This is a genomic window from Streptomyces sp. NPDC042638 (assembly GCF_040647235.1).
Taxonomy (GTDB): Bacteria; Actinomycetota; Actinomycetes; order Streptomycetales; family Streptomycetaceae; genus Streptomyces; species Streptomyces rameus.
Window position 1 is genome coordinate 1 of sequence record NZ_JBEZBT010000078.1, and the last position, 24,693, is coordinate 24,693.

At 70.9% G+C, this 24,693-nt stretch carries 24 protein-coding genes and 2 pseudogenes; 5 read left to right on the forward strand and 21 right to left on the reverse strand.

The features are described 5' to 3' along the window. Positions 1 to 50 precede the first annotated feature (50 nt). From AB0B40_RS35205 to AB0B40_RS35260, 12 genes and pseudogenes are all read right to left on the reverse strand, one after another. Positions 51 to 1,376 (reverse strand): M64 family metallopeptidase, encoded by a 1,326-nt coding sequence (locus tag AB0B40_RS35205; RefSeq protein WP_362267584.1) that lies wholly within the window; start codon positions 1,374 to 1,376, stop codon positions 51 to 53. Positions 1,377 to 1,468: 92 nt separating this feature from the next. Then, positions 1,469 to 2,268, reverse strand: a pseudogene (locus AB0B40_RS35210) (IS5 family transposase). Positions 2,269 to 2,665: 397 nt separating this feature from the next. Then, positions 2,666 to 2,983, reverse strand: a complete 318-nt coding sequence (locus AB0B40_RS35215) for a hypothetical protein (RefSeq protein ID WP_362267586.1) — start codon at positions 2,981 to 2,983, stop codon at positions 2,666 to 2,668. 299 nt (positions 2,984 to 3,282) lie between these two features. Next, on the reverse strand, positions 3,283 to 3,633 hold the full coding sequence (locus AB0B40_RS35220; RefSeq protein WP_362267588.1) for an antibiotic biosynthesis monooxygenase: 351 nt from the start codon (positions 3,631 to 3,633) through the stop codon (positions 3,283 to 3,285). Positions 3,634 to 3,763: 130 nt separating this feature from the next. After that, a complete protein-coding gene (locus AB0B40_RS35225; protein ID WP_362267589.1) occupies positions 3,764 to 3,958 on the reverse strand; it encodes a hypothetical protein in 195 nt (64 codons plus the stop codon). A gap of 887 nt (positions 3,959 to 4,845) precedes the next feature. After that, on the reverse strand, positions 4,846 to 5,364 hold the full coding sequence (locus tag AB0B40_RS35230) for an RICIN domain-containing protein (RefSeq protein WP_362267591.1): 519 nt from the start codon (positions 5,362 to 5,364) through the stop codon (positions 4,846 to 4,848). A 255-nt stretch (positions 5,365 to 5,619) separates the two neighbouring features. Continuing rightward, positions 5,620 to 6,315 (reverse strand): class I SAM-dependent methyltransferase, encoded by a 696-nt coding sequence (locus tag AB0B40_RS35235; RefSeq protein ID WP_362267592.1) that lies wholly within the window; start codon positions 6,313 to 6,315, stop codon positions 5,620 to 5,622. A gap of 109 nt (positions 6,316 to 6,424) precedes the next feature. Then, entirely contained in the window at positions 6,425 to 7,966 is a 1,542-nt protein-coding gene (locus tag AB0B40_RS35240) for a hypothetical protein (RefSeq protein ID WP_362267594.1), read from the reverse strand. After that, positions 7,963 to 8,298, reverse strand: a complete 336-nt coding sequence (locus AB0B40_RS35245) for a helix-turn-helix transcriptional regulator (RefSeq protein WP_319069991.1) — start codon at positions 8,296 to 8,298, stop codon at positions 7,963 to 7,965. The genes AB0B40_RS35240 and AB0B40_RS35245 overlap by 4 nt, the downstream gene beginning before the upstream one ends. Continuing rightward, on the reverse strand, positions 8,295 to 9,374 hold the full coding sequence (locus AB0B40_RS35250; RefSeq protein ID WP_362267596.1) for a site-specific integrase: 1,080 nt from the start codon (positions 9,372 to 9,374) through the stop codon (positions 8,295 to 8,297). Before AB0B40_RS35250 ends, AB0B40_RS35245 begins: the two co-directional genes overlap by 4 nt. Before the next feature lie 304 nt (positions 9,375 to 9,678). Further along, the gene (locus AB0B40_RS35255; RefSeq protein ID WP_345056066.1) at positions 9,679 to 10,503 is read right to left on the reverse strand and encodes an ABC transporter permease; all 825 of its coding nucleotides are present in this window, start codon (positions 10,501 to 10,503) and stop codon (positions 9,679 to 9,681) included. Next, positions 10,500 to 11,420 carry an ABC transporter ATP-binding protein gene (locus AB0B40_RS35260; RefSeq protein WP_362267598.1) on the reverse strand — a complete coding sequence of 307 codons (921 nt, stop codon included), beginning with the start codon at positions 11,418 to 11,420 and terminating at the stop codon, positions 10,500 to 10,502. The genes AB0B40_RS35255 and AB0B40_RS35260 overlap by 4 nt, the downstream gene beginning before the upstream one ends. A 209-nt stretch (positions 11,421 to 11,629) precedes the next feature. Between AB0B40_RS35260 and AB0B40_RS35265 the strand changes: the two genes are divergently transcribed. Both AB0B40_RS35265 and AB0B40_RS35270 read left to right on the forward strand, forming a co-directional pair. Further along, on the forward strand, positions 11,630 to 12,805 hold the full coding sequence (locus tag AB0B40_RS35265) for a sensor histidine kinase (RefSeq protein ID WP_362267601.1): 1,176 nt from the start codon (positions 11,630 to 11,632) through the stop codon (positions 12,803 to 12,805). Continuing rightward, positions 12,802 to 13,464 (forward strand): response regulator transcription factor, encoded by a 663-nt coding sequence (locus AB0B40_RS35270; protein WP_362267603.1) that lies wholly within the window; start codon positions 12,802 to 12,804, stop codon positions 13,462 to 13,464. Before AB0B40_RS35265 ends, AB0B40_RS35270 begins: the two co-directional genes overlap by 4 nt. A gap of 165 nt (positions 13,465 to 13,629) precedes the next feature. On the opposite strand, the gene recN is transcribed toward AB0B40_RS35270, so the two are convergent. The 4 genes from recN to AB0B40_RS35290 are packed head-to-tail and all read right to left on the reverse strand — an operon-like array spanning position 13,630 to position 17,430. Further along, on the reverse strand, positions 13,630 to 15,372 hold the full coding sequence (gene recN, locus AB0B40_RS35275) for a DNA repair protein RecN (RefSeq protein ID WP_345056074.1): 1,743 nt from the start codon (positions 15,370 to 15,372) through the stop codon (positions 13,630 to 13,632). 39 nt (positions 15,373 to 15,411) lie between these two features. Continuing rightward, entirely contained in the window at positions 15,412 to 16,329 is a 918-nt protein-coding gene (locus AB0B40_RS35280) for an NAD kinase (RefSeq protein WP_345056076.1), read from the reverse strand. Then, entirely contained in the window at positions 16,326 to 17,141 is an 816-nt protein-coding gene (locus tag AB0B40_RS35285) for a TlyA family RNA methyltransferase (RefSeq protein ID WP_345056078.1), read from the reverse strand. The genes AB0B40_RS35280 and AB0B40_RS35285 overlap by 4 nt, the downstream gene beginning before the upstream one ends. 7 nt (positions 17,142 to 17,148) lie before the next feature. Then, positions 17,149 to 17,430 carry a hypothetical protein gene (locus tag AB0B40_RS35290; protein WP_345056080.1) on the reverse strand — a complete coding sequence of 94 codons (282 nt, stop codon included), beginning with the start codon at positions 17,428 to 17,430 and terminating at the stop codon, positions 17,149 to 17,151. A gap of 42 nt (positions 17,431 to 17,472) precedes the next feature. Between AB0B40_RS35290 and AB0B40_RS35295 the strand changes: the two genes are divergently transcribed. Next, positions 17,473 to 17,820, forward strand: coding sequence for a sterol-binding protein (locus tag AB0B40_RS35295; protein ID WP_345056082.1), 348 nt, complete (start codon positions 17,473 to 17,475; stop codon positions 17,818 to 17,820). Positions 17,821 to 17,862: 42 nt separating this feature from the next. Here the strand turns inward: AB0B40_RS35295 and AB0B40_RS35300 are convergent, their stop codons facing one another. From AB0B40_RS35300 to AB0B40_RS35315, 4 genes are all read right to left on the reverse strand, one after another. Then, the gene (locus AB0B40_RS35300; protein ID WP_362267606.1) at positions 17,863 to 18,708 is read right to left on the reverse strand and encodes an ABC transporter ATP-binding protein; all 846 of its coding nucleotides are present in this window, start codon (positions 18,706 to 18,708) and stop codon (positions 17,863 to 17,865) included. After that, a complete protein-coding gene (locus AB0B40_RS35305) occupies positions 18,705 to 19,751 on the reverse strand; it encodes an iron chelate uptake ABC transporter family permease subunit (RefSeq protein WP_345056086.1) in 1,047 nt (348 codons plus the stop codon). The genes AB0B40_RS35300 and AB0B40_RS35305 overlap by 4 nt, the downstream gene beginning before the upstream one ends. Then, a complete protein-coding gene (locus AB0B40_RS35310) occupies positions 19,748 to 20,791 on the reverse strand; it encodes an iron ABC transporter permease (protein ID WP_362267608.1) in 1,044 nt (347 codons plus the stop codon). Before AB0B40_RS35310 ends, AB0B40_RS35305 begins: the two co-directional genes overlap by 4 nt. A gap of 91 nt (positions 20,792 to 20,882) precedes the next feature. Further along, positions 20,883 to 21,911, reverse strand: a complete 1,029-nt coding sequence (locus AB0B40_RS35315; RefSeq protein WP_362267611.1) for an HAD-IIA family hydrolase — start codon at positions 21,909 to 21,911, stop codon at positions 20,883 to 20,885. Positions 21,912 to 21,985: 74 nt separating this feature from the next. Between AB0B40_RS35315 and AB0B40_RS35320 the strand changes: the two genes are divergently transcribed. Next, entirely contained in the window at positions 21,986 to 23,269 is a 1,284-nt protein-coding gene (locus AB0B40_RS35320; protein WP_345056092.1) for a DUF1015 domain-containing protein, read from the forward strand. 98 nt (positions 23,270 to 23,367) lie between these two features. Here AB0B40_RS35320 and AB0B40_RS35325 read toward each other — a convergent pair whose 3' ends face one another. Next, a complete protein-coding gene (locus AB0B40_RS35325; protein ID WP_362267613.1) occupies positions 23,368 to 24,084 on the reverse strand; it encodes a hypothetical protein in 717 nt (238 codons plus the stop codon). Between AB0B40_RS35325 and AB0B40_RS35330 the strand changes: the two are divergent. Next, positions 23,971 to 24,693: pseudogene (locus AB0B40_RS35330) on the forward strand (hypothetical protein); the annotation flags it as partial. The gene AB0B40_RS35325 and the pseudogene AB0B40_RS35330 overlap by 114 nt on opposite strands.

The window sequence follows — 24,693 nt, forward strand, 5'->3', positions numbered from 1 at the left end:
CTTCCAGACGGACCCGATTCGGAAAGGTTGATCACGACATCACACAGGCCCTAGCGCATCGTCCACGTCAGCGAGTTGGTCGCCCGGGCGAGGGCCACGGGGTTACGCAGGGTCGCCGAGCGGTCGGTCACGGTGGCCGTAACCCGGTGACCGTGCCCGTGGACGCCCAGCGCGTGCGGCGTCACCACGCGGGCGCCGGCCGCCCAGGGCACCTCCCTGCCGTCCACGTACCAGGTGAGGTGGAGGTCGGCGAGGCCGGTCAGCGGGGCGAGGCGCACCGGGATCGGCCGGTTCCCGCGGACCGGCTCGGTGGTGGGCACAGGGGAAGTCAGGGAGTCCGCGTCGGCGTAGAAGCCGGCGATCATCGCCTCGCGCCCGACGACGTTGAACTCGGTCGACGCCAGGCTGCGCATGAGGGATGTGTCGGTCGGACGGTGGATGCCGGTCTCGTAGTAGCCGCCGCCCTCGTAGGTGCCGACGATGGAGCCGGTCGGGTCCTGGACACCGGCCCAGCGGCTCCACTTGGTGTTGGCCGGGTCGCGCGTGAGGGTCAGGTTGGCCGCGGCCGGTTCCTCTGCGTAGGGGTAGGCGCCGTAGCCCGGGTACTGGTACTCGTCGGCCAGCTTGCCTATGGAGTGGCCCAGTTCATGGGCTCCTATGAGGTACGACCGTTCGTTGTCGGAGGACATCGTCGCCACGCCGTGGAACGGAGAGGTCGGCGGCAGGTCGGCGGTGGAGTAGCCGGCACCGCCGTACTTGGCGGAGTTGGCGACGACGAAGACGATGTCGGCGTCCGGGGCGAGGCTGGCGTACCGGGCGACCGCGTCGGTGTCGACGCACAGCAGGCGTTCGAGGCCGTCGCAGAAGAAGGCGGAACCGAGCGCGGTGTCCTTCACGACGTCAACGGTCGGGTCGCCGGAGACCCCGGACTCGGCGGAGACGGTGTCGACGAGCCAGACGTTGAACAGCCCCCGGTAGCTCCGGTACGGCTCGACGGCGAAGATCGCGTCCAGCTTCTCCTCGGCGTCGGCGGCGAAGTCGCCCTGCTCGTCGGCGGTGTAGCCGTCGCCCATCACGACCAGGTCGAGCCGCCCGGAGACCGGTCCGGTCCGCTCCAGCGGCCGCACCGCCGGGACGGCGGCCTGACGGGCCGGGCGGCGGGCCGCCTGGTCGTGCTCCGCCGGTCGTTCTTGGACGCTCACCTGGCGGGGTTCGGCCGCGGGGCCGGGGAAGTACTCGATGTGCTGGGTGCGTTGTCCCGGGGCGGCCGCCTCGGCCGTCTCCGAACCCGTACCCCCGGCCAGCGCCGCGACGGCGGCGAGGAGGGTCGTGGCGGCGGTAATCCAGCGTGTACGTGGTCTTGCGCGGTGCGTCACGGCGACCTCGTTAAGTGTTCAGTTAAATGGACTTAATGGCGCGCTTAACTTAGGGGCGTGGACACCAAGGGGCAAGAGGCTTACAAGCAGTCTCAATTGGTGTGTCTTCGGTAGCAGATGAGGGTGCAGGCGATGCTGGTGAAGGCCGGGAAGTGACTGGCTTGGCGCTCGTAGCGTCGGTGCAGGCGTCGGCATCCCGCGAGCCAGGCCATAGTGCGCTCGATGGTCCGGCGGTGCCGGCCCAGGCGTTGGCTGGAGTCCGTACCCTTGTGTGCGATGCGTGGTGTGATGCCGCGGCCGCGTAATCATCGCCGAAGGTGGTCGTAGTCGTAGCCCTTGTCGCCGTGGAGCTTGCCCGGCCGGCGCCGCCGTCGGCCGCGACGCGACCGGACCGGCGGGATGCCCTGTACCAGCGGAATGAGGGCCTGGCTGTCGTGGACGTTGACGCCGGAGATGCCGACGGACAGGGGCAGTCCGGTGCGCTCGGTGATCAAGTGGATCTTCGAGCCGTACTTGCCCCGGTCCACAGGATTCGGGCCTGTCAGCTCCCCCTTTTCAGAGCCCGCACGTTCACCGAGTCGATCGCGCAGCGGGACCAGTCCAGCTCACCGCGGGCACCCAACTCGTCGAGGACCAGGCGGTGAAGCTTGGCCCACACCCTGGCCTTCGACCACTCCGCGAACCGGCGATGGGCTGTGGCTCCCGACGGCCCGAATGACGCGGAAGGCAGTTGCTGTCAGGTGCAGCCCGACGTCGCGACGAACACGATGGCCGCCAGCACTTCCCGGTCCCCGTGCCGACGCCGGCCGCCGCCTTGCGGACGGGTCGGCGCCTCCGGCACCACCCGCTGAAACAACTCCCACAGCTCATCCGGCACCAGCCGCTCAACGATCCCCACATCCGCAGGCTACCGAAGAAGCCAAATGAGATGACCTGTTAGAGGTGCTGCACAAGCCCGGTCCTCCACCGTCGTGGTGGTGTCCGCGCTGGCGCGCGTCGGGGAAGCGTTCGGCGCCGGAGGCCGCGAACGCCTGGCCGGGCGCGACCTCCTCGCCCGACGCCTACAAGGCGCCCGGTCCGCAGCCCGATGGCACATCCCGGCCACAGCCGTCATGCGCTGCCCCGTCGCCACGCCCGCATGCACGCCACCGTCGCTCACAACCGGTGGCTCGTCAGCGGCCGATCCTAGGCTGGCGCCATGTCCAGGCACCGGGCCGAGCAGTACGCCACGGGCGGAGGATCGGATATCAGGACGATCCGAACGGCGGTGTATCAGGCTCCTTGGGGTGTCAGCAGGTTCCGCTCCGGCGCGCGTCCGGCGCCGAGGTCTCGTTGCTGTCGGGTGCCGGGGCCGGCGCGAGGGTGATGCGCATCCAGGGCGCGGCGTTCTCGCGGTAGGAGTGGCCAAGCGGTCCGATGCCGCTCTGGTCGTTGAGGCTGAAACCGGTCATCATGACCGTGCTGGAGCCGTCGGCCACGGACACCAGATACGTGCCGCAGTCGGGACAGAAGCCGCGGCGCAGGGTGGGGTAGGTCCGGTACCACTTCGGCTCGCCGCCGGGCCCGGTCCGGATCGGAGAGTCCAGGGGGAGTCCCGCCCACAGCACCGCGGGCCCGCCGGAAATCCGCGTCTCATGGACACAAGAACACCGTTCCCTGTCAAGTCCATGTGTTCACTTCGTGCGCTCCTCTGTGGTGGCGTGCGATGGTGGCCTCGAAGGAGTGGGACGGCCACCCAGCGGTTCGGACGAGCAGCTCCTGCCAGGTCGACTGAGCCTCGTTCACCGGCGCGATGTAGGCCACTTCGATGTAATTGATGAACCTGTGTGCTTTCGTCGCCGAGCATGGTTTCGATGCAGGAGCCGCTTCCAGAACCTGCGGATCTCGTCCGCTTCGCTTCCTGCGGTCATGCGCCGCCCCGCTCGAAGCCGTGGCTGTGCTCGACCTTGGCGATGTGCAGGGAGTACCGCTCGTACCAGTGCTCGCGCCCGTACGCCTTGGCGGCCTGGTGCTCGGTGTGGTTGCGCCATTCCTCGATCCCGGCCAGATCCCGGAAGTAGGCGACGGTGACGGAGAGCCCGCCGGGCGTGCGGGCGGAGTCCTCGCCGAGGAACCCGGGAACCTCCTTCACCAACTCGCCCATGCGCTGGGCGGTCTCGCCGTATCCGCCGTCCGCCTCGGTGCGCAGGGAGGTGAAGACGACGGCGTAGTAGGGCGGCTCATGGGCCGCGACAGGGACAACGCGTTGGTCGCTCATGTCGTTCACGATCGTCCCGGGCCCGATCCCTCGTCCACCCTCCTTGCCGAAAGAGATCCACAAGGGATCCAATTCTTGACCCGGAGCAGCTCCGTGCCCGCGGATTCGATAGGGGTGGGGCGTGGGCCAGTCAGGCGATGAGCCGGTGAGGGTCGCCCGGCGCGGGGGCCGGGGAGGGCCGGGTGAAGAACTCGGTGTGGATGATCTTGTTGCGTTCGGCTTCGGGCAGGCAGGCGAGGAGGCCGGGCAGAGGCCCTACGCGGGCAACCTCGCTGCGGTGGGCGAGGATCGCGCGCCACTTCAGCGCGGCCCACGGCTGGGCCATGGACCCATACCGTCTCATTGTCCGGTTGTCGGGTTTTGTTGTGGCTGATCCGGCTCCTGCCGCGCTGTCAGTGCCCAGGAGCGGTGTTTCTGACCGGTAGTTCGTGGGTTCGCCTGGGCTGATCAGTTTGGTGCCTGGTGGTGGTAGCGCTTCATGCCCCGGTTGTTACGGCTCGGTGACGGAGGGAATGAGGGCTTGGGCTCCTGTGCTGAGCTGGCGCTTTGTCAGGTGGAGTGAGTCTTGGCCATGTGTGGTCAGTTTCTCCGCATGGTGATCAGGTTCGTTGAGTGTTCGTATGCGCTGGTACTGGTGTTGGTGGGGTGGTTGAGCCAGTACAGGGCCGTGTCCATGTCTCGTGCGGTCCAGTTGCGGATCGAGGCTGGGGCGCGGCCTTCCCAGTTGCGGTGCAGCGCGACGCCCGCTCCCTACCTGCACCAGTACCCCGTCGCCATCATGAGGATGACGTGCGTCAGCGGCATCGTCGTGAGCTCTGCCTGACCCGGACGCTCTGCACCGCTCGACAGCGGCCCCGGCTTCCTCGCCCGGGGCCGCTGCTCGTTTCGGAACGATCCCGGGCCACCGTCGGCCTCGCGCACCGCGACCACGCAGCTGGACCGCGTCCATACGCTCAGGGCATGACGATGACGCCGCAGGAGCTCAAGGACCAGAAAGAGACCCTGGGGCTGATCAACAGCGACTCGCGGCGCGTCTGGCACGGGATATTGCCTGATGTGGCGACGAGCGCGGCGGCTGCGGCTCGGGGGCCGGGACGGGCCGGGTCTGGTTGCGGAAGGCCGGGTTCGCCGGACTGGATGATGGTTCGGCGGCCCCGGCCAGGGACGGTCAGAAGTACTGGTGAGCGCCGGACGTGAAGGCGGGCGCGGGGGTCAGTTGACGAGTGTGAATTCCTGGGCGTGGCTGGTCAGCACGACCGGGGCGAGGAGTCCGGGGTGTCCCTCTTCGACGCCCCAGAACAGAAGGTTGTGGGCCTCGATCCCGACTGTGCCGTCGCCTAGGTCGTGGATGCCGAACTCCTGGAAGGTGTAGCGGGTGTCGCAGTCCCCCTGCACGATCGAGTCGTCGAAGGGCGGATCGCTGTCCAAGACTTCCAGGCACTTGCCGGCGAAGGTCTTGATCCTGACGAAGCCGTCTCCGGCGTCTTGCGTCGTGAAGAGCTGGTTGTCCGTGCCGAGGCAGCGGTACTGCTGGAGCGGGGCGTCGTTGCGCGTACTGGCGTCAGCGATTTCCAGGCATCCCCCGGCGGAAGTCTCGATCCGGAAGGGATCCTGTGCGGCGGCGGGATGCGCGGGGACGACGGCGAGTACGGCCGCGGCGATGAGGGCGGCCGTACCGGCGAGTCGGTGACCGGCGCGCGTGCAGGCGAGGTTCATGAGGGGCCTTCCCATTCATAACCCTTAGTAAGTAACCGTGCACGCAGAGTCATTATGATTGTGTTTGGACGCTCCCCGCGCCGACGGGGGCGCACGAACGGCCCCTTACCGGCACACGGTGTGCATCTAGCGTGTTCCGCGGCACGCCATGCCTGCCCGTGTCCGGCCTCGGTACTGGTGGGCTCGCGTATTCAACTGTCGCCAGTTCTGCCCCTTGGGAGACGCGGCAGTGACTGTGCGCGTTCGCCGGGAGGCAGGGATTGCGTGTTGTCAGGGCCGCAGGAGCCTGACAGCAAGGAAGCACGGAGCCTGGTGGAGCTTGTTGTAGGCCGTTTCGTCGAGTTCTCGCAGGCCGGGCGTCGGGCGAGGCTCGATGAGCCTTTCAAGCATGAATCCGGCGGCCAGTAGCTCGTTCAGGAACGTTTCCAGCGGCATGCGCTGGTAGTGGACTGCCAACGGCCCCCCGGCGAGCGGGAGGTCAACCCAGTCCTCGGCGTAGTACGAGCCACCGAATTTCCGCCAGTCAGCCGTCGGGTGGGTCGTCGAGACCAGCAGCCATCCTCCGGGACGCAGGACGCGTCGTATGTCGCTGAGGAGACGCGGCCGATCGGCGATGTGGTGGAGCATCAATGCGCATACGACTCCGTCGAACGACGCGTCGCCGATGAAGTCCAGCGGCTTCTCCGCGTCGTGCATGCGCAGTTCGGCCCGGTCGCCCAATCGCTCCCGCGCGTGACTCAGCAGGGTGGCGCTGCCGTCGATTCCGACTACCTCGGCACCCCCCGCCAGGAGTTCGGCCGCGTAGTGCCCGGCCCCGCAGCCGACATCGAGAATCTTCAGCCCGGCAACATCCCCCGCTAGCGCGAGCATCGCCGGCCGGTCGGTGTGTGCGTTGTAGGGGCTGGTGTCGGCGTTCCTTGCGAAGTAGTCGCCGACTTCGTCGTGGTAAGCGGTCTCTGCAGGCATCGTGACAGCATCGCGCCGGTGGCTGCCGACCGCGAGCGGTTTTGTGCAACCGAGGGTGCGTCCGGTCAACGGCTGCCTTGACTTGTGTCTGATTGTGGTCGGCTCGCTTTCAGCTGTTGCCGATTCCCCGGGGAACCCAGCCAGATGGTGACCGTGTGTGATCTCCAGGGGCGTATCGGCTCCACGTCCCGCCGGTTTCTCTAACGAGGCGGCTGGTGGTCTTGTCGTGGTATCCGAGAGCGTCCGCGACGACGGGAGCGGGCATCTCAAGGAGTTGTTGTCGGATGGCGGCGCCGCGGGCGGCGGCCACCGGGACGCCGATCTCGTTGAGGAGTGCGGACAGGTGGTCGGGGCGGAAGGGCTGGCCCGCCCGGCGGCCGGGGAACAGCCAGGGGGATGCCTGGTTGGTGGCGGTGTTCATGTGGTCGCGGTCGGCGATGTAGTCGAGCAGCAGGGAAGCGGCTGGCTCGGGGATGGGTGAGGCCGGTTCCCCGAGCCGGAGAAGTACTGCTTCTCCGTCGTGGACCACGTCGTCGACGGTGAGCCGGACGATCCGGGTGAGGGGCTGTGCGTAGAGGAGCACGATGACGCCGGCGACGCGGAGGTTCTTCGGTGTGTCCGGGTCGGTCAGCAGCCGGCCGAGGGTGTCCAGGCGTTCGTCTTCGCTCAGCGCGGCTCGTCGGGTGGCTTTCATCGTGGGTATGGAGAGGGAGCGTCGGCAGTGGCGGCTCTGCATGGCCCAGTTGAGGAAGGCCCTCGAACAGTTGCGGCCGTGCTCGCTGTTCTCGGCCCACCAGGCGTCGATGTCGATCTGGCCGCAAGAGGCGAGGGTGGTGTGCCGCTCTCCGAGCCATTGGAGGAAGGCGGTCGCGTACTTGATCTGCTCGGCGGCGAAGCGGCGGATGCTGGGTGTGATGTGGCTCCGGTCGGCTCGTGCCCGCAGTCGGGGAAGGACGCGCCAGGTCGCGAAGAGTTTGATCGTCTTGGCGTGTTCGGGGTCGGCGATGTCGGCCAGATGACCGGGCAGCCAGCGCTGGAAGGAGCAGATGTACTTGTCGGCGGCGGGCAGGACTCCGCTTGTCATCAGGAGTTCTTCCAGGTGGGCGGCTGACCGCCATGGCTGGAGCTCATGGAAGGCGTCGTGGGTCAGCGGTATCTGCCCGAGGCCGAGCTGCCGCAGTCGCTCAGAGGCGTTTCCCGGCTGATCGTGGCGCAGGGCCAGCCAGGCCAGCCCGCTGCTGGGCTTGTCCATCGCCACCAGCAGGTCGAACAGCGGGGTCAGTTCGGGACGGACACGGCCGGTGCCGTCGTCCAGGAGGGCGGTGAGCCGGTCGGTGAGCGTGCAGCGTTCGCAGAGGCGCCCGCCCAGGAGTTTCCCTTCGAAGCCGCAGCGTGCACAGTCGAAGGTCTGGGAGAAGCCGGCGCAGGTCGTGCAGATCGCGGCGCCGTCGGCGGAGCGGAGACCGGGAAGGGCCCGGTCTTGGCCGCATCCTGGGCAGATGCCCCGTGTCCGCACCGCTCGGTCAGAGCAGGTCCGGCAGATGTATCCGTCGGGCCAGTGGCCGGCCTTGTGCTTGCGGCGTCCGCAGCGGCAGCAATCGGCCAGGAACCAGCGTTCGTACTGCTCGTCGGTGGCGTAGGTCCGGCTCATGCGTCGGGCAGGATGCGGGCCGCGCGAGGCCGCAGCTTGGCGACGCTCGCGGACAGAGCCGGGAGGTCGCCGGTGGCGGTCTTGCGGACCCCCGCGTTCTCGGCGCTGGTGGCCACCAGGTCGGCCGGGGTGCAGGAGAGGATGTCGCAGAGCGCGGCCATGACCTGCAACGACAGGCGTTCCGGGGTGCCGGAGACCAGGCGGTGGACCTGGGAGGCGGACAGGTCGATCCCGCGTTCACGCAGCAGCGGGACCAGTTCGGTGGCGGTGAAGATCTGGTGCTTGGCCATGACCTCGCGCAGCCGCCAGGTGTAGCCGACTTTGCGCTTCATGCCTTCCTCCCGTTCCGGGTCTGAAGGGCCGCGGCGATGGTGTCGTCCAGGTGTCGGCGCAGGGTGCGGGTGCGGAAGTCCGAGGACACGCAGGTGTAGATGGAGGTGGTGCTGGCGTGCTCGTGACCGACTTGTTCCTGGACGAAGCGGGGGTCCCAGCCGTCTTCGATCAGGTGGGTGACGTAGGACCTTCGCAGCGAGTGGAAGTCCAGTCCGTCGTCCAGGCCGAGGGCCTCGCGGTATGCCTTGAAACGGGAGTTGATCCGCTGGCAGCCGATCCGCAGGCCCCGTTCGGACGGCCAGGCGGCCGGATTGCCGTCGGTCCCGAACTGGGGCCGGACCTCGGTGAACCACTCGTCCAGGACGTCCGGGGTCCAGCCGAACACGGTCAGCACCCCGCGGCGCTTGGGCGGCGAGCCCTTCTTGGCCTTGCCGAACCGCACCTGGCACCGGCCGAACTCACCGAACTCGACCCCGTGCGGGTTCCGGCCGAAGTCGGCCGCGTCGAGCATCCGTGTCTCGTTGCGTCGGGTTCCGTAGGCGTAGGCGGTCTTGAACACGGTGGCGTCGCGGAACGCGGGCAGCCAGCCCTTTCGGCCCAGCGAGCGGATGCGGGCGACCTCATCGTCGCAGTGGGCGAAGAAGGCGTGCAGTTCAGCCTTGGTGAACGCGCGCTTCTTCGGGTCGGACTCGTTGTCCTGGACGTGCACCGCGGTGTTCCACTCGTGCACCACCTGGACCGGGTGGGTGCCGAAGCGTTCCTCGCAGGTCGCGGCCCATTCATAGAGGGGGTCGGTCACGAAGTGGCAGAAGGACCGGACGGCCTCGGAATACGAACGGATCGTCGAGCGCTTCAGGTCGCGCAGCGAGCGCAGATCGCCGAGCCATTCGTCGACCATCGCCGGCGTCCAGTTCCACGGGTAGGTGTTCACGTACGCGGTGAACGCCTTCACCGTGTTCTCCCGGCCCTCCACGGTCGTGCGGGCCAGGTTCCGCGCCAGCTGCTGATTGGCGAACCCGGTCAGCATCGCCGTGAAGACCTGTTCCTCCGGCCGCAACAGAGCGACCCCGTCCACCAGGAGCAGTCTCGCCGCCCCCGGTATCGAACCGTTGAACCCCACCGATCCACCACTCTCCGTGACTCGCATCAGATGCGAGAAAATCGCATCCTATGCGAACCGCCCGAGGACCCGCAGGTCAGCCCCCTGGGAGAGTGGCGACAAGACCCTGTCCACAGCTATCGTCACCGGTGACGCAGGTGCCCAACTCCACGGGATCGCAGCACGGTTGACGCCTCCGCACAGGCCGATTCGCGTACCGGCATGAATTCGCATCTGATGCAATTGGCGGCGCTTGGACCAGCGGAACAGCCGGTAGCGCTCACACGTCACGGCGCCTCACGACGAGAACGGCGAGTGCGACCGTGATCAGCGGCCAGAGCGTGTACACGATCCAGGAGCCGGGGACCGTGGCGGTGTAGCCCAGGCGCCCGGTCTCAGGCTCCCAGGTTTGGATCAGGCGGTTCCAGGCGGCCGACACCAGCGCGTGTTTGACGTCCGCCGACCAGCGGCTGCTCTCCGAGAACATGGGGGGCAGCATCACCAGGGTGAAGACGCTGGTGACCATGGTTCCGGCGGCATGCCGGAGCAGAACACCGAGACCCAGACCGACCAGGGCGCAGACCGGAGCCAGCAACGCGGACGCCACCAGCGCCCGGAAGACACCGGGGTGGGTGACCGGAAGCGCGGCATGCTGCCCGTCCAGGACGGCCTGGGAAACCAGGAAGGAACCGGTGGAGGCGGCCGTGCCGACCGCGGTCCACAGCGCGGCGGTGACGGCTGCCTTGGCCAGCACGACCGAGCCGCGGGCCGGGACGGCCACGGTGGTGGTGCGGATCAGCCCGCTGCTGTATTCGCTCACGACGGTGAGGGCGCCCATGCTGCCGGCGACGAGGATCAGCGTCCAGTAGCCGGCCGGCGGATAGGCGTCGTAGGGCCGGAAATCGGCGGGGCCGGAGGGCGCGGCCTTGTCCGCCAGCGTGGCCACGGCGGTGGACCCGATGACGAACAGGAGGGTGAGTGCGATCGTCCACGGTGTGGACCGCAGGGACCGTGTCTTGATCCACTCGGAGGCGAGCAGGTCGCGGAAGCGGGCGGGCGGCGCGGTGACGGGGGTGGTCCGGGGGGCGGAGGTGAACGTGGTCATCGGGGCTGTCCTGCCTGGTATTCGGTGCTGTCCGCGGTGAGTTCCATGAAGGCCGCCTCCAGTGAGGCGGTGCGGGTGGTCAGCTCGTTCAGCTGGATACTGTTCTCGAAGGCGAGCGCCCCGACCCGGTCGGCCGGGAGCCCGGTCACGGCGAGTTTCCCGGCGCCGGTCGAGCCATCCGGCTCGACCGAGGCGCCCGCCGCGGTCAGCACGGCTGCCAGCTTGGCGGCCTTCGGTGTCCCCACCACAACGCTGCCACGGGTGCCACGGGCCGCGAAGTCCCGTACCGACTCGGCGGCGATGAGGCGGCCCCGGCCGATGACGACCAGCTGGTCGGCGGTGTTCTCCATCTCCGACATCAGGTGGCTGGAGAGGAAGACCGTGCGTCCCTCGGTGGCCAGGCGTCGGAAGAGCCGGCGTACCCAGAGGACGCCCTCTGGGTCCATGCCGTTGATCGGCTCGTCGAACATGAGCACGGGCGGGTCGCCGAGCAAGGCGGTGGCGATGCCGAGGCGCTGCTTCATGCCGAGGGAGAATCCGCCGACGCGGCGGTTCGCCGCCTCGGCCAGCCCCACCTCCTCCAGCACCTCACTCACCCGGCGCCGCGAAATGCCGTTGCTGCGGGCCAGAGCGGACAGGTGGACCGCAGCGCTGCGTCCACCGTGGACCTGTCCGGCGTCGAGGAGGGCACCGACGTGCCGCAGCCCGCGTGGGTGGCGGTGGAAGGGGACGCCGCTGACGGTGGCGGAGCCGGTGGTGGGCGCGTCCAGGCCGAGGATCATCCGCAGGGTGGTGGACTTGCCCGCTCCGTTGGGGCCGAGGAATCCGGTGACCTGGCCCGGCCGCACGGTGAAGGACAGATGGTCGACGGCCGCCTTGCCGCCGTAGCGCTTGGTGAGTTCACTGACTTCGATCACGGCACCCACACTGCCGAGAGGAGCCCCGTCCGGGCATGGGGCCGTGGGCGGTGATCGTGCGGCCGGACTGAACCGTGGGCGTACGTCCCCGGGCTGATGCCGCGCTGCTGGTGGCCCGGTTAGTCTCGCGGCGTGAACCCCATGACGACCATTCCGTTGCCTGCGCGCGTGGCGCACCCGGGCCTCGTTCCCGGGAGGGCACACCGCCGATGACGAGAACCAAGGCTGTGGCCTGGGCGGGGGGTCCCTCCTACCTCCTCGTGGTGGGTCTGCTGGTGGGGGCCGCGCCGCGGGCGTCGGGCACGGTCCACGGTGTCGGGGCGCTGCTGGCTGTGAGCCTGCTCGTCGGTGTGGTGCGACGGATGCCGCTGCTGGCTCTGGCCATGGCACTCATCGGATCCACTGCTGTGGTGGCGGGCCCTCCGAGTCCCGGCCATGAGAGCCGGGCAGCGTCGTACCAGGGCCAGTTCCTGTCGTATCTGGCAGTGGACCTCGTGCTGGGCTTCATCGTCGCCACGTGCGCACGGCGCGCTTCGACTGTTGCCGCGGCCGTGTCTTTCACCGTGCAACTCCTGGTGATCGGCGGCTTCGCGCATGGGGACGGCCTGGCCGTCAACGGGATGATCGCCCTCCTCGCGATGGCTGCGTCCTGCATGGCCGGTCTGCTGAGTCGCGAGCGTCGAGAGCACGCAGTGGCGCTGCGGGCACAGGAGGTGGCCGAGGCTGTGACCGCCGAACGACTGCGGATCGCACGGGAGTTGCACGACATGGTCGCGCACAGCATCGGCATCATCGCGATCCAGGCCGGTGTGGGCAGCCGGGTCATGCAGACCCAGCCGGCGGAGGCGCGCGAGGCCCTGCGCGCCATCGAGGCCACCAGCAGAGAGACCCTGTCGGGCCTTCGGCGCACGCTGGTGTCGCTCCGTCAGGCCGACGGGGGCGCGACCACCTCGGAACAGTCACCGCTCTCACCCTCGCCGGGGCTGGCGGGCATCGAACAGCTGGCAGCAGCGACCGCGGGCGCGGGGGTACGAGTCCAGGTGCGCTGCAGCGGGGAGCAGCGTCCCGTGCCGGCCGACATCGACCTGTCCGCCTACCGCATCGTGCAGGAGGCGCTGACCAACGTGGTCCGGCACGCGGGCACCGGGCGTTGCCGGGTGGCCATCGACTACGGAGACGAGGAACTGTCCGTGGAGGTCGTCGACGACGGGCGCGGCGCCTCCGGTGACGGCTCGGACCACGGCTTCGGCCTCATCGGGATGCGGGAGCGAGTCGGTCTGCTGGGCGGCCACCTCAGCATCGGGCCGCGCCCTGAGGGCGGCTTCCGGGTGACGGCCCGGCTGCCGCTGCCCGCACCCTTCGACGTTCCGGTGGAGGCCCGATGACCGTCCGTGTGGTGCTCGCCGACGACCAGCCGCTGGTTCGGTCCGGTCTACGTGTGATCATGGCCGACCACCCCGACCTGGAGGTCGTCGGTGAAGCCGCCACTGGCGCCGAGGCCGTCCAACTGGTCAGGGATGCCGGCCCCGACGTCGTGGTCATGGACATCCGGATGCCCGGTATGGACGGGATCGAGGCCACCCGCCTGATCACGGCCGGTCCGGCAGCCACACGCGTCCTCGTCCTCACCACCTTCGACGAGGACGACCATGTCTACGGCGCCCTCCGAGCCGGCGCGAGCGGCTTCGTGGTCAAGGACATGGCGCTGGACGACATCCTCGCGGCCGTCCGCGTGGTCGCCGCCGGCGACGCACTGATCGCGCCGGGTGTGACGCGCCGTCTGATCGCTGACTTCATCGGGCGGCCGGCGACTGTCCCGGAGCGCCCCCCACGGCCGGTCGAGGGCATCACCGAGCGGGAACGGGAAGTGCTGACCCTGGTCGGACGCGGCAGGTCGAACACCGAGATCGCCGCAGACCTCTTCATCACCGTGGCCACCGCCAAGTCGCACGTCTCACGGCTGCTCACCAAACTGGGCGCCCGGGACCGGGTCCAGCTCGTCATCACCGCCTATGAGACGGGGCTCGTCACCCTGCCTCACTGATGGCGTCGCCGGCCGGTCCCGGGCCGGCTCAGTCCTCGGCCGGCGGCAAGGAGCCGGGCTTTCCCGTGACGACCGTCCGGCCCCCGGGCGCCGTCTCTTCCGTCAGGGATCCGCGCTCTTCGGTCAGGGATCCGCGCTCTTCCGTCAGAGATCCGCGCTCTTCCGTCAGAGATCCGCGCGCGCCGTCGCCAGCAGTTCCTCCGCGTGCGCGCGGGCCGTTTCGGAGTCCTCCTGACCGGCCAGCATGCGGGACAGCTCGCGGATGCGTTCCTCGCCCTCCAGCACCTTCACGCCGGAGCGCGTGACCGACCCGTCGTTGGTCTTCTCCACCAGCAGCTGCCGGTCGGCGAACGCGGCGACCTGGGGCAGGTGGGTGACCACGACGACCTGCGCGGTCCTGGCGAGCTTCGCCAGACGCCGGCCGATCTCGACCGCCGCTTTGCCGCCGACACCGGCGTCGACCTCGTCGAACAGATACGTCGGCACGGGGTCCGTCCCCGCGAAGACGACCTCGACGGCGAGCATCACGCGGGACAGCTCACCGCCGGAGGCGCCCTTGGCGATGGGCCGCGGCGGGGCGCCCGGGTGCGGGGCGAGCAGCAGTTCGACCTCGTCCACGCCCGACGGGCCGTAGGCGACCGTCCGGCCGCCGACCTCGACGCCCTCGCCGTCCTCGGTCTGCCGGATGTCGAAGGACACCCGCGCGTGGGGCATGGCCAGCGAGGCCAGCTCGGCGGTCACCGCCGCGGCGAACCGCTCGGCGGCCTCGGTCCGCGCGTCCGTCAACGCCTGCGCGAGGCCGCCCAGTTCGATGCGGAGCGCGTCCCGCTCGGCGGTCAGCTCCCCGATCCGCTCGTCGTCGCCGTCCAGCTCGGTGAGCCGGGTGGCGCCCTGCTCGGCCCAGGCGAGGACGGCGTTCACGTCCGCGCCGTACTTGCGCGTCAACGCGGTCAGCGCGGCCCGGCGCTCCTCCACCGCGGCCAGCCGCAGCGGGTCGGCGTCGAGATCGTCGGCGTAACCCGCCAGCTCACCCGCCACGTCGCCGAGCAGGATGCCGATCTCCCCGATCCGGTCGGCGAGCGCGGCGAGCGCCGGATCGTGCGACCGCACGGCCTCCAGGGCCCGCTGGGCGCCCGCGACGAGCGTGGCGGCGTCGATCCCCTCGGGGTCCTCCGGGTTGCCCGCGAGAGCGGCGTGGGCGGCCGTCGCCGCGGACGACAGCGCCTCGGCATGGCCCAGCCGCTCGGCCTCCTCGGCCAGCTCCACGTCCTCACCGGCCCGCGGCTCCACGGCGGCGACCTCGTCGAGCCCGTACCGCAGCATGTCGGCTTCCTGCGCCCGCTCCCGCGCGCGCGTGGTGATCTCGTCCAGTTCGGCGGAGACGGCCCGCAGCCGCCGGTACGCCTCCGTGTACTTGTCCAGCGGCACGGTGACGGCGTCACCCGCGTACCGGTCGAGCGCCTGCCGCTGCCGGGACAGCTTCAGCAGCCCCTGCTGGTCGGTCTGCCCGTGCACGGCCACCAGGTCGTCGGCCAGCTCGGCGAGCAGCCCGACGGGCACGCTGCGCCCGCCCAGGTACGCCCGGGAGCGGCCCTCGGCGGAGACGGTGCGGCTGATCAGCAGGGCCCCGTCGTCCAGCTCGGCCCCGGCCTCCTCGGCGCGTACGACGGCGGCGGTGCCGGAGGGTACGGCGACCCGCCCCTCCACGACCGCCTTCTCGGCCCCGATCCGCACGAGCGCCGGGTCGGCCCGGCCACCGAGCAGCAGCCCCAGGCTGGTGACCACCATGGTCTTGCCCGCACCCGTCTCACCGGTGACGGCGGTGAACCCCGGCGACAACTCGACGACGGCATCGTCGATGACCCCGAGCGACCGTATCCGCATCTCCTCCAACACGGAACAGACCATACGAGGTCCGGGGTGGCGAACGCACATGGGCCGCCCTTCTCACTCCGAGGAGTGGTGCGGCGCTCCCCGCCACCCGGTGGTGGGCAACGCGAATTTCGCCACCAACCGGTCCGTGAACGACGAATGGTGCAATCTGGCCAGCCGCACCGGCACGGCACCCCGGCGCACCTCCACCCGGGCCCCCGGCGGCAGCTCGACCGTCCGCCGCCCGTCGCACCACAGCACGCCCGGCGGGACGTGCGGCAGCACCTCCACCGCGAGCACCGAGTCCGGCGAGGTGACCAGCGGCTTGGCGAACAGCGCGTGCGCGCTGATCGGCACCATCAGCAGGGCCTCCACCTCCGGCCAGACCACCGGTCCCCCGGCGGAGAAGGCGTACGCGGTGGATCCGGTGGGGGTGGACAGCACGACCCCGTCGCAGCCGAAGCCCGTCACCGGCCGCCCGTCGATCTCCAGGACGACTTCCAGCAGCTTCTCGGCGCCGGCCTTCTGCACGGCCGCCTCGTTCAGGGCCCAGTCGGTGTGCACGATGTCGCCGTTGCGGTGCACGACGACGTCGACGGTCATCCGCTCCTCGACCTCGTACGACCGCGCCACCACCCGGTCCACCACCCGGTCGAGGTCGTCCCGCTCGGCCTCCGCGAGGAACCCCACGCGCCCGAGGTTGACGCCGAGCATCGGCACCCCGGAGGCCCGCGCGAACTCGGCCCCGCGCAACAGCGTGCCGTCACCGCCCAGCACGATCAGCAGCTCGCACCCGTCCAGGCACTGCGCGGTCGCCTCCTTGACGAGGTCCACCTCATCCGGGAGCGGCAGGTCGCGCGCCTCCTCCTCCAGCACCCGCACCCCGATGCCATGCCGCAGCAGGCCCTTGACGACGAGTTCCGCGCTGCGGATCGCCGCGGGCCGCCCGGTGTGGGCGAGCAGGAAAACAGTACGCGCCAGGTTCTGTGTCAACGCGGCCCCTCCGCCACTGCACGTTCGACGTCGGCCGGGTCCACCTGGGGTGCCCCCGCCCGCAACCAGAGAAAGTACTCGACGTTCCCCGAGGGCCCGGGCAGCGGACTGGCGGTGACCCCTCGCACCCCGAGCCCCAGCTCCCACGCCTTCTCGGCCACTCCCCGCACGGCCTCCGCCCGCAGCTGCGGACTCCGTACGACACCCCCGCTGCCGAGCCGCTCCTTCCCCACCTCGAACTGCGGCTTGACCATCATCACCAGATCGGCGTCCGGCGTCACGCACCGCTTCAGGGCGGGCAGCACCAGCCCGAGCGGAATGAAGGACAGATCGCCCACGACAAGATCCACAGGTTCCCCATCGATCGCCTCAAGCGTCAACTCGCGTACGTTCGTACGGTCCTTGACGGTGACGCGTTCATCGCTCCGGAGCGACCAGGCGAGCTGTCCGTAGCCGACGTCCACCGCGACGACGCGGGCGGCGCCCGCGCGCAGCAGGACGTCGGTGAAGCCGCCGGTGGACGCGCCGGCGTCCAGCGCGCGCCGGCCCGCCACGACGAGCCCCATCGGCACGAAGGCCTCCAGCGCGCCGGCCAGCTTGTGGCCGCCCCGGGAGACGTAGTCGGGATCGGCGTCGTCGGTCTGGACGACGATCGCCGCCGCCGACTCCACCTGGGTGGCCGGCTTGGTCGCGACGGTCTTGCCGACGGTCACCCGCCCGGCGGTGATCAGCTGGCTGGCGTGCTCGCGCGAGCGGGCGAGCTTCCGGCGGACCAGCTCCGCGTCCAGACGGCGGCGTGCGACTCCTGCCACGTTCGGTTCAGCTCCTGTTCCCGTGCTGTGCTGGGGGCGCCGGAGGTCCCGGGCGGGCGTCGAGCGCGGTGAGCGCGTCACGCAGCCCCCTGTGTACATCCTCGTACACCTCGACATGGCCGTCGGTGGCGAGGTGGTCGGCATCGGCCAGCCGCTCCAGCTGCGCGTCCACCTCGGCGTGGCCGGTGGGGGTGCGCGGGACGTTCAGGGGAGCCGGGGCGGCGGGGTCGTACTCGGACCCGGACTCGGCCACGGCTTCCGCGAGGGGCTCGGACACGGACTCGCTCATGCCCAGACGCTACCTCGAACCGCTGGGGTACCGTCGTGGGCGATGGCCACGATCGAGGAGTGCCGCGCCGCACTGGGGAAGCTGTCGGACAACATGCAGGGCGCCGAGGGCGGGGTACGCGAGGCCGCCGCGCTGGACCGCTCGGTGAGCTGCCACATCACGGACCTGGACGTCACCTTCGCCGGCCGGATGACCGGCGGCCGGATCGAGGTGGACGAGACCCACCCCGGACCGCCGCGGGACAAGGCACGGATCAGGCTCTCCATGGCCGGGGACGACCTGGTGGCCCTGGTGGACGGCGAGCTGAACTTCGCGACCGCCTGGGGCGGCGGCCGGGTCCGGCTGGAGGCGAGCCTGCTGGACCTGTTCCGGCTCAGGAAGCTGCTGTAGGCGCCCGGCCGACCGGGCCGCAGGGGGGCCGCACGGGGCTCGTCAGGCAGCCGTGACCCGCTCCGCCCGGGCCTTCCGCGCGGCCGGCACCACCAGCGGAGTCCCCGTCTGCGGATCGTCGATGACCTGACAGCGCAGCCCGAACACCTCCTCGACCAGCTCGGCCGTGACGATGTCGTTCGGGGCGCCCTCGGCGATCACCGTGCCGCCGCGCAGGGCGATGAGGTGGGTGGCGTAGCGGGCGGCGTGGTTGAGGTCGTGCAGGACGGCGACCAGGGTGCGGCCCTGGGTCTCGTGCAGTTCGGCGCACAGGTCGAGGACGTCGATCTGGTGCTGGATGTCCAGGTAGGTGGTCGGCTCGTCCAGGAGCAGCAGAGGGGTCTGCTGGGCGAGCGCCATGGCGATCCACACGCGCTGCCGCTGCCCGCCGGACAGCTCGTCCACGTACCGCCCGGCCAGCTCCGCGACCCCGGTCTGCCGCATCGACTCCTGGACGACCCGCTCGTCCTGCGCCGACCACTGGCGCAGCAGGCCCTGGTGCGGGTAGCGGCCCCGGCCGACGAGGTCGGCGACCGTGATGCCGTCGGGCGCGACGGACGACTGCGGCAGCAGGCCGAGGGTGCGCGCGACCTTCTTCGCGGGCATCGACTGGATGGCCTGCCCGTCCAGCAGCACCCGGCCCTGGCTGGGCCTGAGCATCCGTGACAGCGCCCGCAGCAGTGTGGACTTGCCGCACGCGTTCGGCCCGACGATCACCGTGAAGGAGTTGTCGGGGATCTCCACCGACAACTGCTCGGCGATGACGCGCTGGTCGTAGGCGAGGGTGACGTTCTCTGCGCGCAGGCGGTTCACAGTGCTCCCAGGGGTGTTCGTGTTCGTGCCGCTCATATCCGGCCCGCCCGCCGCTCGGTGACCAGCAGCCACAGCAGGTAGGCGCCGCCCAGGACGCCGGTCACCACGCCGACGGGCAGCTGGTCGGCGCCGAAGACGCGCTGCGACGCCCAGTCGGCGGCGACCAGCAGGGCCGCGCCCATGCAGAGGGAGGGCACCAGGTTCGGTCCCGGCGAGCGCGTCAGGCGGCGGGCGAGCTGCGGCGCGGTCAGCGCGACGAAGCTGACGGGGCCCGCGGCGGCCGTGGCCGCGGCGGTGAGCAGTACGGCGGAGACCATCAGCAGCAGCCGGACCCGCTGCACCCGCACACCGAGCGCGTTCGCGATGTCGTCGCCCATCTCCGTCATCCGCAGTCCGCGGGCGTTGGCGAGGACCAGCGGGAGCAGGACGGCACACAGCCCGAGCAACGGCCAGACCTGGTCCCAGTCCCGCCCGGCCAGCGAGCCGGTCATCCACACCACCGCGCGTGTCGCGTCGACCAGGTCGGCCTTGGTGAGCAGATAGCCGTTGACCGCCGTCATGACCGCGTTGACGCCGATACCGACCAGCACCAGCCGGTACCCGTGCACACCCTGCTTCCAGGCGAGCACATAGATGGCCAGACCGGTCGCCAGGCCGCCGGCCAGCGCGCCCACGGTCACCTGGGCGGCGCTGCCGGACATCAGCACGATGACGGTCAGCGCGCCGGCCGTCGAGCCCTGCGACAGGCCGAGCACGTCCGGGCTGCCGAGCGGATTGCGGGAGACGGACTGGAACAGCGCGCCGCCCAGGCCGAGCGAGGCACCGACCAGCAGGCCGACGAGGACGCGCGGCAGCCGCAGTTCGTTGACGATGAAGTCCTGGTAGGCGGTGCCGTTCCCGGCGAGCGTCCGCAGCACGTCGGCCGCCGGGATCCTCGCGTCGCCGGTGCCGATCAGGGCCACACCGGCGGCGCAGGCGGCGGCCAGCAGGAGGAGGACGACGACGAGGGCACGCGCGTCCAGGCGCAGGGAGAGCCCGCCGGGGGTGCGTACGGCACGGCTCGTGGAGCGGGTCTTCACAGCTGGGCCGTCCTCCGCCGTCGTACGAGAAAGATGAAGACCGGGCCGCCGATGATCGCGGTGACGATGCCGACCTGAAGCTCGGCGGGGCGGGCCACGACCCGGCCGAGGACATCGGCGCCGAGCAGCAGCACGGGCGCCAGAACCGTGGCGTACGGCAGGATCCAGCGCAGGTCGGGGCCGGTGAGGGAGCGCACGACGTGCGGGACCATCAGGCCGACGAAGACGATCGGACCGCAGGCGGCGGTCGCGGCACCGCTCAGCACCACGGCGGCGAGCATGGCCAGCGCCCGGGTGCGGTTGAGGTTCGCGCCGAGGGCGCGGGCGGTGTCGTCGCCCATCTCCACGGCGTTCAGCGGCCGGGCCAGCGCGAGCGCGAGGACCGTGCCGGCCGCGAGGAAGGGCAGCACCTGCGTGATGGTCGAGTGGCCGGCCGAGACCAGCGAACCCACGGTCCAGAAGCGCATCTTCCCCAGGGCCGCGCCGTCCGTGATCATCACTGCCTGGAGGTAGCCGTACAGGGCCGCGCTGACCGCCGTGCCGGCGAGCGCCAGCCGCACCGGAGTGGCGCCCCGGCTGCCGCCGAGGAACCACACCAGCGCGCCGACCGCCGAGGCGCCCAGGAACGCGAACCACACATAGCCCGTGAGGCTGGTGACGCCGAAATAGGTGATGGCCGTGACGACGGCGGCGGAGGCGCCCGCGTTGATGCCGAGCAGGCCCGGGTCCGCCAGCGGGTTGCGGGTCAGCGCCTGGAGCACCGCGCCCGAGAGCCCGAGCGCGGCTCCGACCAGCAGACCGAGGACCGTACGCGAGAGCCGCTCGTCCACGACCACGTCGCCGTACGTCCCCGTGTCGTGGAACAGTCCGTGCCAGACCTGGCCCGGTGACAGGCTTTTCGCCCCGATCGCGATGCTCGCCAGAGCGACGAGGGCCAGCAGCGCGACCGAGAGCAGGAGCCCAAGGGCCCTGGCCGCCTGGCGGGTCGGGGGCGCGGGGGCGGTCTCCGCGCGTGGTTCCGGGGGGCTGTCGACCAACACGAGGTTAGGTTAGCCTACCCTCGGCTCCAGTTCGATCCCCGGCACCCCGCACCACCTCGGCCCGCGCTCGTACGGTGCCGCCGTCGGGGCGTCACAACCCCAGCCGGGCCAGCGCCTTGCGCCCGTCCAGCGCGCAGGAGCCGTCCCCAGCCGCCGTCCAGGCCGCCGCGCACAGCGCTCGCAGGCCGTCCAGCGCCTCGCCGTCACCGTCCAGCTCCAGCTGGTCGGTCCCGGCCGTCGCCGTCCAGCCGCCGCAGCGGAAACCGTCGTCCTCCCGGGTGACTTCCGGCTGCCCGGTGAGCAGCCCGCGCAGATCCGCGTCCACATACGTCGGCCGGTGCCGCGGCGGCGCGGCCAGCAGCTGTGCCCCGTCGGTGACACCGGTCAGCACCAGCAGCGAGTCCACCCCGCCGTTGAACGCGCCCTCGATGTCCGTGTCCAGCCGGTCCCCGACCACCAGCGGCCGCTCGGCACCCGTCCGGATGACCGTCTCGCGGTGCATCGGAGGCAGCGGCTTGCCCGCCACCTGCGGCTCGGCACCGGTCGCGATCCGTACGACCTCCACCGCCGCCCCGTTGCCCGGCGCGATACCCCGTCCGCTCGGGATCGTCAGATCGGTGTTGGACGCGTACCACGGCACACCCCGCCGGACGGCGTACGACGCCTCCGCGAACCGCCCCCACGTCAGATCGGGCCCGCCGTAGCCCTGCACGACCGCCGCCGGGTCGTCGTCGGCCGACTCCACCGGCGTCAGACCGCGCTCACGCAGTGCCACCCGCAGCCCCTCCCCGCCGATCACCAGCACCCGCGCCCCGGCCGGCACCTGCTCGCTGATCAGCCGCGCGACGGCCTGTGCGGAGGTGATGACGTCGTCGGCGCCCGCCGGTATGCCCAGCTCGGTCAGGTGTCCGGCCACCGCGTCCGGGGTGCGCAGCGCGTTGTTGGTGACGTACGCCAGACGCATGCCGCCCGTCCGGGCGGCCTCCAGCGAGTCCACCGCGTGCGCGATCGCGTTCCCGCCCGCGTACACCACCCCGTCCAGGTCGAGCAGCGCCGTGTCGTACGCCTCGTTCAGGGGCCGCCCACTGCCCTCGGGCCTCGTCCTGACTGGCTGGCTCATGTCCACATCGCTCCTCGTTCACTCGCCTTTCCCCCGATCATCCCCCAGGCCACTGACACACGTACGATGCCGGGATGAACACAGCAGGTCACCCGGAGGCAACGCAGCGCCGCGGCCTGGAACTCACCCCGTTCCGAGGCCTCCGTTACGACCCGGACCGGGTCGGCAGCCTCGCTTCTGTCACTTCACCTCCCTACGACGTCGTCGTACGGCCCGACGGCCTGCACCACCTCCAGTCGGCCGACCCCCACAACATCGTCCGGCTGATCCTGCCCCAGGCAGGTACCCCCAGCGCCCGCACCGAACAGGCCGCCGACACCCTCCGCCGCTGGCTCGACGAGGGCATCCTCACCGCCGACCCGGAACCCGGCCTGTACGTGTACGAGCAGCGGGACGGCGACGGCATGCTCCAGCGCGGAATCATCGGCACCCTGCGGGTCTCGGAGCCCGGAGAGGGCGTGGTGCTGCCTCACGAGGACGTCATGCCGCCCGTGGTCGCCGACCGGGCCGCCCTGATGCGGGCCACGCGCGCGAACCTCGAACCCCTGCTGCTGACGTACCGGGGCGACGGCACGGCCGCGGAGGTCGTCGAACGCACGGTGGAGAAGCCTCCCCTGCTGACCACCACCACCGAGGACGGCTTCCGGCACCGCCTCTGGTCCATCACCGACCCCGACGAGCTGGCCCACGTCCAGACCGACCTCGCCGGCCGCCAGGCCCTGATCGCCGACGGCCACCACCGCTGGGCCACTTACCTGCGGCTGCGCGCGGAGCACCCCTCCCCCAGCCCCTGGGACTACGGCCTGGTCCTGCTGGTCGACACCGCCCGCTATCCACTGCGCGTGCGTGCCATCCACCGCCTGCTGCACGGCCTGCCGGTCACCGACGCGCTGCGGGCGGTGGAGGGCCTGTTCCGGGTACGCCACCTCAAGGTGCCCCTGGCGGACGCCCTGACGGCCCTGGGAGACGCCTCCCGCGCGGGCAACTGCTTCCTGCTGGCCGGCGACGGCGCCTTCCATCTGCTCGACCGCCCCGACCCGGACCTGCTGGCCCGCACCGTCCCGGCGGACCGCCCGGCCGCCTGGCGCGCCCTGGACGCCACGGTCCTGCACGCCACGCTGCTCGAACACGTCTGGCGCATCCCCGAGGACTCACCGGCCCACATCGCCTACATACACGACACGGCCGCGACGGTGGAGAAGGCCGAGCACGACGGCGGTACGGCGGTCCTGATGCACCCCGTGCGCGAGGAGGTCGTTCGCGACCTGGCCCGGCAGGGCGTGACGATGCCCCGCAAGTCGACGTCGTTCGGTCCGAAACCGGCCTCGGGGCTCGTGCTGCGGGCGCTGGAGCTCTGAACCGGGCGGAACGGGCGGAACGGGCGCAGCCGAGCGCCGACCGTCAACGACAAGAGGGCGGGCCCCTTGGGAGCCCGCCCTCTTGTCGTTGACCGACGTCAGTCCTTGTCGCCGTCCTCCGGCGAGGCGTCCGTGGACTCGACGGGCGCGACGGGCTCGACGGGCGCGACGGGCGCGACGGGCTCGACGGGCTCGACGGGCTCGACAGCGTCGTCGGCGACCTCATCAGCCTCGTCGGCTTCGTCGGCCTCGTCCTCGGTGAGGGCGTCGGTGAACTCCACGCCGTCCAGCTCGGCGAGCCGGTCGGAGGCGTCGGTGCTGCCGTCCCGGTCGGCCTCGACGGCCTTCGCGAACCACTCCCGCGCCTCGGGCTCCCGGCCGGCGGCCAGCAGGGCGTCGGCGTAGGCGTAGCGCAGGCGCGCGGTCCACGGCTGCACCGAGTTGGAGGCCAGCTCCGGGCTCTGCAGGGTCACGATGGCCGCGTCCAGCTGACCCATGTCACGCCGGGCGCCGGCGGCGACGAGCCGCATCTCGACCTGACCGGCCTTGTCCAGCTTGTGCACCTCCGGGGCACCGGCCATGTCCAGTGCCTTCTCCGGCCGGCCGAGCCCCCGCTCGCAGTCGGCCATCACCGGCCACAGCTCCACGCCGCCGCTCATCCGCCGGGCGGCGCGGAACTCGGCGAGAGCCTCGTTGAACTTCTGGTTCGCGTACGCGGCGAACCCGGCGGCCTCGCGTACGGCGGCAACACGGGAGGCCAGGCGCAGGGCAACCCTGGAGTAGCCGTAGGCGCCCTCGGGGTCCTCGTCGATCAGCCGGGCGACCATCACCAGGTTCTTGGCGACGTCCTCGGCGAGCGTCTTGGGCAGGCTCTGCAGTTCCTGCCGGACGTCCTTGTCGATCTCGTCACCGGTGACGTCCTGGGGGATCGGCAGCCGCTTGATCGGCTCCCGGTCCCGGTCGCGCTCGTCGCGGAAGCGGCCACCGCCACGGCGGTCGTCGCGACGGTCGTCCCGCCCGCGGAAACCGCCCGGCCGACCGCCGCGGTCGTCCCGACGGGGCCCACGGCCGCCTTGGTCGTCCCGGCCCCGGAAGCCACCGCGCTCGCCACCACGGCTGTCGTCACGCCGGAAGCCACCCCGGTCGCCGCCACGGCTGTCGTCGCGACGGTCGTCGCGACGGAAGGCCGGACGGTCGCCGCCACGGTCGTCACGACGGTCGTCGCGACGGAAGGGCGGACGGTCGCCACCGCGGTCATCACGACGGTCATCACGACGGAACGGGGGACGGTCGCCGCCACGGTCATCACGACGGTCATCACGACGGAAGGGGGGACGGTCGCCACCGCGGTCATCACGACGGTCGTCGCGACGGAACGGGGGACGGTCGCCGCCACGGTCATCACGACGGTCATCACGACGGAA